Annotated in this window: 9 protein-coding genes; 3 read left to right on the top strand and 6 right to left on the bottom strand. The window is 61.4% G+C overall.

The genetic code is table 11. From position 1 onward, the window contains the following. The first annotated feature begins 108 nt into the window (after positions 1-108). Positions 109-582 carry a transcription elongation factor GreA gene (greA, locus tag ACFFNA_RS27365; RefSeq protein WP_378923080.1) on the top strand — a complete coding sequence of 158 codons (474 nt, stop codon included), beginning with the start codon at positions 109-111 and terminating at the stop codon, positions 580-582. On the opposite strand, the gene ACFFNA_RS27360 is transcribed toward greA, so the two are convergent. From ACFFNA_RS27360 to ACFFNA_RS27345, 4 genes are all read right to left on the bottom strand, one after another. Continuing rightward, the gene (locus ACFFNA_RS27360) at positions 579-968 is read right to left on the bottom strand and encodes a type II toxin-antitoxin system death-on-curing family toxin (RefSeq protein ID WP_378923078.1); all 390 of its coding nucleotides are present in this window, start codon (positions 966-968) and stop codon (positions 579-581) included. The two genes, greA and ACFFNA_RS27360, sit on opposite strands and share 4 nt — an antisense overlap. Next, the gene (locus tag ACFFNA_RS27355) at positions 965-1186 is read right to left on the bottom strand and encodes an AbrB/MazE/SpoVT family DNA-binding domain-containing protein (RefSeq protein ID WP_111549087.1); all 222 of its coding nucleotides are present in this window, start codon (positions 1184-1186) and stop codon (positions 965-967) included. Before ACFFNA_RS27355 ends, ACFFNA_RS27360 begins: the two co-directional genes overlap by 4 nt. A gap of 73 nt (positions 1187-1259) precedes the next feature. After that, entirely contained in the window at positions 1260-3380 is a 2121-nt protein-coding gene (scpA, locus tag ACFFNA_RS27350) for a methylmalonyl-CoA mutase (protein WP_111549088.1), read from the bottom strand. Continuing rightward, positions 3377-4819 carry a methylmalonyl-CoA mutase subunit beta gene (locus ACFFNA_RS27345; RefSeq protein WP_378923075.1) on the bottom strand — a complete coding sequence of 481 codons (1443 nt, stop codon included), beginning with the start codon at positions 4817-4819 and terminating at the stop codon, positions 3377-3379. Before ACFFNA_RS27345 ends, scpA begins: the two co-directional genes overlap by 4 nt. Before the next feature lie 338 nt (positions 4820-5157). Here ACFFNA_RS27345 and ACFFNA_RS27340 point away from each other — a divergent pair, with 338 nt between their 5' ends. Continuing rightward, positions 5158-6705 carry a helicase HerA-like C-terminal domain-containing protein gene (locus tag ACFFNA_RS27340; protein ID WP_378923073.1) on the top strand — a complete coding sequence of 516 codons (1548 nt, stop codon included), beginning with the start codon at positions 5158-5160 and terminating at the stop codon, positions 6703-6705. 236 nt (positions 6706-6941) lie between these two features. After that, complete coding sequence (locus ACFFNA_RS27335; protein WP_378923071.1) at positions 6942-8039, top strand: polyamine ABC transporter substrate-binding protein; 1098 nt, start codon at positions 6942-6944, stop codon at positions 8037-8039. A 52-nt stretch (positions 8040-8091) separates the two neighbouring features. Here the strand turns inward: ACFFNA_RS27335 and ACFFNA_RS27330 are convergent, their stop codons facing one another. After that, entirely contained in the window at positions 8092-9840 is a 1749-nt protein-coding gene (locus ACFFNA_RS27330; protein ID WP_378923069.1) for an adenylate/guanylate cyclase domain-containing protein, read from the bottom strand. A gap of 232 nt (positions 9841-10072) precedes the next feature. Beyond that, positions 10073-10897 carry a L,D-transpeptidase gene (locus tag ACFFNA_RS27325; protein WP_378923067.1) on the bottom strand — a complete coding sequence of 275 codons (825 nt, stop codon included), beginning with the start codon at positions 10895-10897 and terminating at the stop codon, positions 10073-10075. Positions 10898-11032 lie beyond the last annotated feature (135 nt).

Raw genomic sequence — 11032 nt, 5'->3', positions numbered from 1 at the left:
TGGCGTTCAACCCCGACACCGCAGGAATCGTGCCAGACGTACTGGCGCTCCTCACCGGCGCAGCGACAATGGCTTGTCGAGCAGCCTCTCCGCGCCTAAGTTCAACGGATGAGCAGAGCTTTCACGCGCGAGGAAGACAGCGAAAACGCCATCGCCGGCGTTGGCGAGCGGCCGATCAGCCAGCACCGCAACCTAGTGACGGAGCGCGGCCTGGCGATGATCGAAGAGAATCTCGCCGATCTGCGCGACATACTGGCCAAAGCCGAGCGGAAGGCGGACCGCGAGCGCATCGCGGTGGTGTCGCGCGACCTGCGCTATTGGACCGCCCGGCGCGAAAGCGCCGAGTTATCGGTGCCGGAACCGAACAGCGACCTGATGCGCTTCGGCATGGGCGCCACACTTGAGGGCGATGACGGCAGGAAGGTGCACTGGAAAATCGTCGGCGAGGACGAGGCCGACCCGGCCAAGGGCACCATTTCCCATGTGTCGCCGATGGCCGTCGCCCTGTTCGGCAAGAAGGTCGGCGACGTGGCTGTGGTCAACGGCAAGGAATGGGAAATCGTCAAGCTCTCCGAGAGCTAATCTTCGAGCTTGACAACGTGGTCGCGGAAGAAAGCCGCGGCTCCGGCTTCATCGATTTCACCGGAAGCGACGGCCATGACGAATTCGTAAAGCGTGCCGTTGTCGGCTGTCAGGACATGGCCGTTCACAATCAAAAATGCGCCGGCCGCCACGATAGCAGTACGCTTGTTACCGTCGACGAAGGCATGATTTCTGGCAATGCCAAAGACATAGGCAGCGGCGAGATCCTCGACCGATGGGTCTTCATAGTTCGCCTTGTTTTCAGCGCGGGCGAGCGCCGATTCGAGAGCGTTTTCATCTCTCAAACCTTGCGCTCCGCCATGCCTGCGCAATTGCTCCGTATGCATCGCTTCGACCACGCGACGTGACAGAAACTCCCAGCTCATTCGGCGAGTTTCTGAAGTGCGACCTTGTACTTGTCCATGACCTTACGAGCAGCTTCCATCTGCCGCTCGAAACTGTCGTCCACCGGCTCAAGAGCAATACCCTTGTCCGTTTCGACAATCTGGAGCTGATCGCCTGTCTTCATGTTCAGGCGGTCGAGAATTTCCTTGGGTAGGATCACACCTTCGGAATTGCCGATCTTGCGAATGGTGGTGTTCATGATGGATATCCTGTTGCAACGCCAATTATAACGCAATCAGCATGCGTTGCAACAGATATTATAACAGGCCCCGTTAGGCCTTCAGCAGTCGATCCAGCAAGCGATCCGCCGCTTCCGGAATGACCGTGCCCGGCGGGAAGATTTCCGCCGCACCCGCTTGCAGCACCGCGTCGTAGTCCTGTGGCGGGATGACGCCGCCGGCCACGATCAGCATGTCGCCGCGACCGAGCTTTTTCAGCGCGTCACGCAATTCGGGGATCAGCGTCAGGTGCCCCGCGGCCAGCGACGAGGCGCCGATGACATGAACGTCCCGCGCGACCGCCAGCCTGGCGATCTCATCCGGTGTCTGGAACATCGCCCCAACGGTGACGTCGAAGCCGAGATCGGCGAAGGCAGTGGCGATGACCTTCTGCCCACGGTCGTGGCCGTCCTGTCCCATCTTGGCAACGAGAATGCGCGGCTTGCCGCCGGATTTCTTCTCAAAGGCTTCAAGCTTGTCCTGCAGCCCCTCGACCACGGAATTGTCGCCGAGTGCCTTGCGGTAGACGCCGGAGATCGTCTGGACCGTTGCGACATGGCGGCCAAAGGTTCTTTCCAAGGCGAACGAGATCTCGCCGACCGTGGCATTGGCGCGCGCGGCGCGGATGGCGAACTCCAGCAGGTTTTCATTGCCTTCCGCGGCACGGGTCAGCGCATCGAGCGCGCTTTCGACCGCGCCGACATCGCGTGTGCCTTTCAGGCGTTGCAGCTTCGACAATTGCCGCGCCCTGACTTCGGCATTGTCGATCTTCAGCACGTCGACCTCGATGTCGGTCGCGGGGCGATGTGCATTGACGCCGACCAGCATCTGCTCGCCCGAATCGATGCGCGCCTGCGTGCGTGCCGCCGCTTCCTCGATGCGCAGTTTGGGAATGCCTTGTTCGGTCGCGGCGGCCATGCCGCCGAGCGCCTCGATCTCCTCGATGTGGGCAAGCGCACGCGCCGCCAGATCATGCGTCAGCCGTTCAAGATAGGCCGAACCGCCCCACGGGTCGATGATGCGCGTGGTGCCGGATTCCTTTTGCAGGATCAATTGGGTGTTGCGGGCGATCCGTGCCGAATGGTCGGTCGGCAGCGCCATCGCCTCGTCGAAGGAATTGGTGTGCAGCGACTGCGTATGCCCCTGCGTCGCCGCCATCGCCTCGATCATGGTGCGGATGATGTTGTTGTAAGGGTCCTGCGCCGTCAGCGACCAGCCCGAGGTCTGGCAATGGGTGCGCAATGACAGCGAGCGCTCGTCCTTGGGCGAAAAATTCTTCTCCATCAGGGTTGCCCACAACAGGCGTGCCGCGCGGAGTTTGGCGACTTCCATGAAGAAGTTCATGCCGATCGCCCAGAAGAAGGACAGGCGCGGCGCGAAGCGGTCGATATCGAGGCCCGCCGCAACGCCGGCGCGGGCATATTCGATGCCGTCGGCGATCGTATAGGCGAGCTCCAGGTCGGCCGTCGCGCCGGCCTCCTGCATGTGATAGCCGGAGATCGAGATCGAATTGAACTTCGGCATGTGCTTCGACGTATAGGAGAAGATGTCCGAAACGATCCGCATCGAGGGTTTTGGCGGATAGATGTACGTGTTGCGGACCATGAACTCCTTCAGAATGTCGTTCTGAATGGTCCCGGCCAGATCCTTTTGCGCAACGCCCTGTTCTTCAGCCGCGACGATGTAAAGCGCCATGATCGGCAGCACCGCGCCGTTCATGGTCATCGACACGGTCATGTCGCCGAGCGGAATGCCGTCGAAGAGCTGCCGCATGTCGAGAATGGAATCGATGGCGACGCCCGCCATGCCGACATCGCCGGCGACACGCGGATGGTCGCTGTCATAGCCGCGATGCGTGGCGAGATCGAAGGCGACCGACAGTCCCTTCTGGCCGGCGGCAAGATTGCGCCGGTAGAAAGCGTTGGACTCCTCCGCCGTCGAGAAACCGGCATATTGCCGGATCGTCCAGGGTTGCTGGACGTACATGGTGGGGTAGGGGCCGCGCACGAAGGGCGGCAGGCCCGGATAGGTGTCGAGATGCGGCAGGCCCTTGAGGTCGCTTTGATTGTACAGATGCTTGGCGACAAGGCCTTCCGGCGTCGTCCGCTGGCCTTTGACCTCGACCGGTGCGCGGCGTGGCGGCACCCAGCCGATCTGGCTGAAATCAGGGATCAAGAGACGGCTCCGATCGATTGGTCGATGCGGACCGGAAACAGGGCTTCGCAGACGGCAACGCCTTCGTTGAAGGCGGGCCGCCGTTCCGCTGCCAGCGTCTCGACCGGGCGTTCGCTTTTCAACGGGTAGAGCGTGGTGCCGATGATGGTCCGCTCGCCAGCCTGGTAGGCCGCGTTGCGCCGCGCTGCCGCGGCGTGAACGCGCTTCTGGATATGTCCGTCCTGAAGGCTGGACAAGACGCCGCCCTCGGCCTCGATTGTCTGCAGTTCCGCCCAGGCCCTCTCGCACAGTTCCGCGGTCAGCGCTTCGACGCCGCCGGAACCATAGGCAGGATCGGCGACATGATCGATATGGCTTTCATTGGCCATGATCAGCTGCGCGTTGCGGGCAACGCGACGGGCAAAACCCGCCGGCAAGCCATGCGCGATCGTGTGCGGCAGGATGGAGATCGAATCGGCGCCGCCGGATGCCGCGGCAAAGCAGGCAATTGTGGTGCGCAGGATGTTGGTCTCCGGATCCATGGCCGTCATCATGCGAAACGACGTCTCGGCATGGATATTGGCGGTGGAATTGGGGATCGAACAGGCCTCTTGCAGCCGTGCCCAGAGCCTGCGCAGCGCTCTGACCTTGGCCACCGACAGGAACTGGTCCTGGTCGACGCTGAGCGCAAAGCCGATATGGGGTGCGGCATAGACAAGCGGCTGTCGCGCCGTCTCGAACATTCTGAGATAGGAGACCGCCGAAGCCAGCATGATGCCAAGCTCTTGCGCCTCCGTGGCGCCGGCATTGTGGAACACGCGCCCGTCCGCCTCCAAGAGCACGCCCGGAACGCCCATCGAGAAGAAATGCGCCAGCGACTGCGGCATCGAGGCCTGCAGCGCCTCGATCGACATGCGCAGCCGGCCGGTGCCGGCGAAGATCGCCGCCGGATCGATGCCGAAGGAGAGGTTGAGCTTTGCCGGGTCCGAACGGCGCTTGCTCAGGAACGCCACCAGCCAGTCGGCCACGGCGCGGCTCCAGGGGTGGGCATCGATGCGGACCTGGATGCGGTTGAGCGGCACGCCGTCCAGCACCGTCTCCAGCGCCTGCGCCGTTCTCGGCAGGCCGTAGCCGAACGCGTTCGGCGCTCCTTCGAAGACAAGCGACAATCCCGTCGCGCCTTGCGCCACGTCCTCCAGGGCCTGGGCTCTGGCGCGGTCGATATCCGGATCATCGATGCGCTGGCTGACGATCCAGGGCGATTTCGGGTTTGCGCGCACGGTTGGTTCCGCTGCGATGCTGCGCTCGTAGAGCGGTTCGATGCGGATGTTGTCGTCGGTATGCGAGACCAGCTTTTCCTCGAAGGACGCGCCGGCCAACGCCTTTTCCGCCAGGGCCAGCCATCGCTGGCGCTCGGCATTCACTGGTTCAACGTCCTGGATCAAGGCTCCGGCGCCCATCCGTCTTCCTCGTTTTCATGCGACCGCAACAGCCTGGAGCAGCTCAGTCTACGGTCCCCGGTCCGATATCGCAATGCAATGCGCTTTCAAGGTCGGAATTCAATCCATCAGATATAGGTAGCCTTGCATGGACGAACCATGAACGATTGCCAAACACCGGCAAAATCCGCAAGTTCCAAAAACCCGATTTGGACGACTGGGCTGGATTTGGACGATTGGCCCCGATTTGGACGATTGGCCCCCCATTTGAACGAATGGCATTGTCGCTGTGCAAGGGCCTCACTATACCTGCGGCAAGGCCACTGGCTTAAACACATCAGTCTGCGGAGACCGGACATATGGCTGACGACACCAGTATTTTCATCGGCGCCAGCCGCAAGCCCGACGACAGCTATCAGCGTGCCGAGCACTTGTTGCTGCAATATGGAAATCGTCACGGCCTGGTGACCGGTGCCACCGGTACCGGCAAGACCGTCACTTTGCAGATCCTGGCCGAAGGTTTTTCCAATGCCGGCGTGCCGGTGTTCTGCGCTGACATCAAGGGCGATCTGTCCGGCATCGCCATGATGGGCACGGCGCAGGATTTCCTCGTCAAGCGAGCCGAGCAGGTCAAGCTCGACCCCTATGACTTCCAGGAATTCCCGGTCATTTTCTGGGATCTGTTCGGCGAGCAGGGCCATCCGATCCGCGCCACTGTCTCTGAAATGGGGCCGTTGCTTTTGTCGCGCCTGATGAACCTGACCGAGGCTCAGGAAGGCATCATGAACATCGCCTTCCGCCTGGCGGACGAGGAAGGCCTGCTGCTTCTGGACATGAAGGACCTGCAGGCGCTGCTGGCCAACATCGCCGAGCGCGCCGACGAGCTGGGCTCGCGCTACGGCAATGTGACGAAGCCTTCCGTCGGAGCCATCCAGCGCACGCTGCTGGTTCTGGAGCAGCAGGGTGCGGCGCATTTCTTTGGCGAGCCGGCATTGCGCATCGCCGACATCATGCGCACCACCCGTGACGGGCGAGGCGCCATCAGCGTGCTTGCTGCCGACAAGCTGATGATGAATCCGAGGCTCTACGCGACCTTCCTGTTGTGGCTGATGTCGGAGCTGTTCGAGGTGCTGCCGGAAGTTGGCGATCCCGACAGGCCGAAGCTGGTGTTCTTCTTCGACGAGGCGCATCTGCTGTTCGAGGACGCACCGAAAGTGTTGATCGACCGGGTCGAGCAGGTGGTCCGCCTGATCCGCTCGAAGGGCGTCGGCGTCTATTTCGTTACGCAAAACCCGCTGGATGTTCCCGAAACCGTTCTCGCCCAGCTCGGCAACCGGGTGCAGCACGCACTGCGCGCCTATACGCCGCGCGAGCAGAAGGCGGTGAAGACCGCGGCCGAAACCTTCAGGCCGAATCCCGACTTCGATTGTGCCACCGCGATCACCCAGCTCGGCACCGGCGAGGCGCTGGTCTCGACGCTCGAAACCAAGGGCGTTCCGTCCATGGTGCAGCGGACGCTGATCCGCCCGCCCGCCTCGCGCCTTGGGCCGATCACGCCCGCCGAGCGACAAAAGCTGATCCAGGAAAGCCCGGTCGCCGGTCAGTACGACCAGGTCGTCGATCGCGAATCGGCTTTCGAGATGCTGCGGAAAAAGGCCAAGGAGGCGCAGGACGCCGAAGAGCAGGCGCAGCAGGCCGACAGCGGCCGCTCGCGCTGGACCATTCCCGGCTTCGGCAACGACGATCCGGCACCGCAACCCGGTGGCAGGCGCGCGCCGGCGCCGCGCCCATCCAACCGCCAGACGGTGGCCGAGGCCGCAATCAAGTCGGTGGTGCGCTCGGTGGGCTCGTCTGTGGGACGCGCCATCGTGCGCGGGATATTGGGGAGCTTGTCGCGGGGGCGGTAAGGAGCGGCAGCTATGCGCCAGTTCCCGACATTGCCAACCAGCTTCGCAAGTGGCCTTGTGGGCGGCTTCTTCCGTAGACGATCTGATTGCACTGCACGTCATGGTGGGGCGCATTCGACGACCGAGTTTGCCCATTCAACTCTTACTCCTTTCAACATGTGCTAATATTGCAACCGTGCGCGCCGTGTACAAAGTACGGCGTTCGCAGCTTGGGGACTGCAACCAATGGTGAGCACATGATCCGCAAGGCGCTTCTTTGGTCGGCTGCATCGTTGCTCGCCGGGGCCATGACACTGTCCGCACACGCTGCCGACAAGGTCGTCAACCTTTACGACTGGTCGGACTACTTGGATCCCTTGGTCATCGACGACTTCACCAAGGACACCGGTATAAAGGTCGTGTACGACGTCTTTGACTCCAACGAGATCCTCGAGACCAAGCTGCTCACTGGCGGCTCCGGCTACGACGTCGTCGTGCCAAGCGCCAGTTTCCTGGCCCGCCAGGTCGAGGCCGGCGTCTTCCAGAAGCTGGACAGGTCGAAGTTGCCCAACATCGCCAACATGTGGGACGTCATCGAGCAGCGTACGGCCAAGTACGACCCGGGCAACCAATATTCGGTGAACTACATGTGGGGCACGGTGGGTTTGGGGTACAACACCTCGAAGATCAAAGCCGCGCTTGGTGTCGACAGACTCGACAGTTGGGACTTCTTCTTCGATCCCGAGAAGCTGAAGAAGCTTGCCGATTGCGGAGTCTACGTGGTCGATTCGCCCACCGAAATCCTGCCCATCACGATGAATTATCTTGGGCTGAACCCCGAGAGCACCTCGCCAGAAGACTTCGGCAAGGCCGAAGAGGCATTGATGCGTATCCGTCCCCACGTCCGCAAAATCGAGTCATCCGAGTACATCAACGCTTTGGCGGACGGCGACATCTGCCTGGCGATCGGCTGGTCGGGCGACGTCCTGAAGGCGCGCGACCGTGCAGCTCAAGCCGGTAACGGCGTCACAATCGCCTACTCGATCCCTCGAGAAGGCACTGTGATGTGGTTCGATCAGCTGGCAATCCCCGCAGATGCACCGCATGTGGACGAAGCGGATGCCTTCATCAACTACCTCATGAAGCCTGAAGTCGCCGCCAAGAACACAAATTATGTATTCTTTGCCAATGGCAACAAGGCCTCACAAAAATTCGTTGAAAGAAGCATTCTCGGCGACCAGTCGATCTATCCTGACGATGCCACGCTCAAGAAGCTTTTCACCGTCTTTCCGTACGACCCGAAGACGCAGCGCGTGGCGACGCGCACCTGGACCAAAATCGTCACGGGTCAGTAATTGACGGCAGTTGCGCTTCCGACGAACCGCCTGATTGTTCATCGGTCATCCGTCAATCCGCAATGCCTGCTTTCCGCAGGCCATCTAGCCAGTGCTCCACGTCCTCCTGACGGCGATATGGAGAGCCGCGCTTGTAGTCACCTAGAGTGAAACCAGGCTTGCGCTCGAGGCACCTGCCCCAAGCCAATATTGCCTCGTTGATGCGTCCGAGCTGTCCCAAACACGCAGCCAGATTGGCGAACCCGCGATCATAATTGTTGTTGTCCCAACGGCGGAACGAATCCAGCGAAGCCTCATATTCACCGAGCAGATAGTAAGTGAATGCGAGTAGCTCGTGGACATCGCGGTGTTCGAGTGGACTCAGCCGCCTGAGCCGCTCGCCGATCTCGCGGGCCTTCGTGAGTTGACCACTCCAAAGACAGATGTACCCGACCCAGACGAGTACGCTCGGGTTTGTCGGGGCCATCGCGAGCGCGCGTTGCCAATGAGTCTTGGCAGCCTCGAACTCCCCATTCCATCCATGCAGAGCGGCGACGACCGCCTCTGCCAGTCCGCTGGCGTCGCCGAGTTCGATAGCTCGCAAGGCCGACTGCATGGCCAACGCCTTCATGTCTCCGTCAGCTCTGAAAACGGAGAGGGTCGCGTAGGCGTCCGCGAGCCATGCATGCGCCCGCGCCGAATCAGGCTCCCAGCCAAGAGCCAGCTTTAAGAACTCGACACCAGCGACGGTGTCCTTCTCGGTGAATCGGTGCATAGCATCGATGCCGCGCAAGAACGCGTCATACGCGCTGAGGCTCGTTTGTGTTTGCCTGGTCCGAACGATCTCAGCAGCGCCTACCTTGCCGACCAGTGCCCAGGCGATCCTCTCTGTCACCTCGTCTTGAACGGCGAAAAGGTCCTCGAGGTCTCGATCGTAGCGCTCGGCCCAGACGTGATTGCCAGTGGCCGCTTCTATCAACTGCGCAGTGATCCTGACGCGTGCAGCCGCCTTTCGAACGCTTCCCTCGACGACGTACCGTACACCGAGCTTCCTTCCGACGTCGGTGATGTTTACGGATTGACCCTTGAAAGCGAACGAGGAATTGCGCGCGATCACGAACAGACTCTGACTGCGACTGAGCTCGGTGATGAGGTCCTCGGCTATTCCATCCGAGAAATAATCCTGCTCGGGGTCCACCGACATGTTTGTGAAAGGAAGCACCGCCACCGATGGCTTGTACGGGAGCGGCAAATCCTCCGCTGAAGCAATTGACGCTGACGGTTCTGGATCATCCCGCTCTTCTGTTTGAACCCGGTAGGCACGCACGGGCCCAGCAATGTTCTTCATCGTATGCTCGCCCAGGTCGACGAGCGTATAGGGAATCTTTCCCTTCACTTGATCATAGACGCTGCGTCCAATGACGACACCTCCGGGCTCACTGACCTTTTCCAGCCTGGCGGCCACGTTTACGCAGTCACCGTAGATCGTCGTCTCATCCAGGATAACCTCGCCGGCGTTGACACCCATTCTGAAGGCCATGCGCCGGTCTTCAGGAATATCCGTATTGCGTGCCGTTATGCGTTCTTGCGTCTCGACTGCGAACTGCAACGCATCGACGGCGCTGGGAAACTCGATCAGCAGACTGTCGCCCGCGCTGCCGACCAGCCGACCCCTGAATTGCGCGATCTTTGGATCGATCACTTCGGCGCGCAGTGCCTTTAGATGGAAGAGAGTCCCGGCCTCATCGGCCCCCATCAAACGCGAATAGCCAGCTACGTCCGCTGCCAAAACCGCCACAAGCTTTCGTTCCGGGCGCGCCACGATGCCTCCTGGACTACAAAGACGTCACGTGGGTTTGCTGGGAACGTAGCACTCACGTCTATGCGCAACTAGCCGCCATAGAACGCCCGCTTCGGGCCAAGAGCTGTCATCGGGGCGTTTGCCACGCGTCAGAAGCCCATGCCCGGCACGAAGCATCGGACTCGATATATTGGTGTGCTGAGGATCAGCTGAAGGCTCGCAGGTGGCAAACCCTCGCCTCGCACCCCGCAGATCAGAAAATCGAGTTGGTGATCTCTTTCACCGGCCCGAGCAGGATCGATCCGTCCGGCACGCCGGCGTCGATCGGAATAGCCTGGCGGTTGGCCGTTGCCACCATCGGCTGGCTGACGTCGCTGGTCACGATGACCGGCGTCTTCGAAGGCACGCGGTCGTAGAGATCGATGATGTCCTGGTTCATCAGGCGCACGCAGCCTGACGAAACCGACTTGCCGATTGACTTCCATTCCGGCGAGCCGTGCAGGCGGTAGAGCGTGTCGACGTCGCCTTGGAAGAGGTAGAGGGCGCGCGCCCCGAGCGGATTCTTCAGCCCGCCTGGCATGCCGCCATTGTCGGCGCTGTATGGCTTCAGTTCCGGCTGCCGGGCGACCATTTCATCCGGCGGCGTCCATTTCGGCCATTTCTGCTTCCATTGGACGACGGCGTCACCGGACCATTCGAAGCCTGCGCGGCCGAGACCGACACCATAGCGGATCGCCTGGCCGCCAGGGCGCACGAGATAGAGATGGTGGCCGGTCGTGTCGACGATGATGGTACCGGGCTTCTGTCCCGTCGGATCGGGAACGATCTGGCGCAGGAACTGCGAATCGATCCTCTCGAACGGTATTGCCGGAAGGTCGAAGCCGCCATCGCTGACGGCCGCGTACATCGTCGCATAGTCGGGCAGCGGCTGCTCGACATAGGCTGGCGGTGGCGGCTCGACCGGTTCCGGTCCAGTGGTGGCGCATGCGGAAACCGCGATCGAAGCGGCGCCCAATGCAGCGGCGTTGAGAAAGCCGCGACGGCTCAGGCGATAGGATTCGATTTCGGTTATGGACATGGTTGCCTTCTTTAGGTCTCAAATCGCAACAAAGCATAAATTCGCCGACCGCTGCGTGGGTATCTGACCAACACCCGGCGCGATAGGCGGTTCCGATTCTGGCCCGAACGTGGACAAACAAAGGCGAAGCTGTGA

Source organism: Mesorhizobium kowhaii (genome assembly GCF_042431665.1).
Lineage (GTDB): Bacteria > Pseudomonadota > Alphaproteobacteria > Rhizobiales > Rhizobiaceae > Mesorhizobium > Mesorhizobium kowhaii.
This window is presented reverse-complemented; position numbering and strand designations above follow the sequence as displayed.

Excerpts from the sequence above, each read along its gene's own strand:
- ACFFNA_RS27355 (WP_111549087.1), bottom strand. The coding sequence starts at position 1,186 with ATGAACACCACCATTCGCAAGATCGGCAATTCCGAAGGTGTGATCCTA.
- ACFFNA_RS27325 (WP_378923067.1), bottom strand. The coding sequence starts at position 10,897 with ATGTCCATAACCGAAATCGAATCCTATCGCCTGAGCCGTCGCGGCTTT.
- ACFFNA_RS27345 (WP_378923075.1), bottom strand. The coding sequence starts at position 4,819 with ATGGGCGCCGGAGCCTTGATCCAGGACGTTGAACCAGTGAATGCCGAG.
- ACFFNA_RS27335 (WP_378923071.1), top strand. The coding sequence starts at position 6,942 with ATGATCCGCAAGGCGCTTCTTTGGTCGGCTGCATCGTTGCTCGCCGGG.
- greA (WP_378923080.1), top strand. The coding sequence starts at position 109 with ATGAGCAGAGCTTTCACGCGCGAGGAAGACAGCGAAAACGCCATCGCC.
- ACFFNA_RS27360 (WP_378923078.1), bottom strand. The coding sequence starts at position 968 with ATGAGCTGGGAGTTTCTGTCACGTCGCGTGGTCGAAGCGATGCATACG.
- ACFFNA_RS27340 (WP_378923073.1), top strand. The coding sequence starts at position 5,158 with ATGGCTGACGACACCAGTATTTTCATCGGCGCCAGCCGCAAGCCCGAC.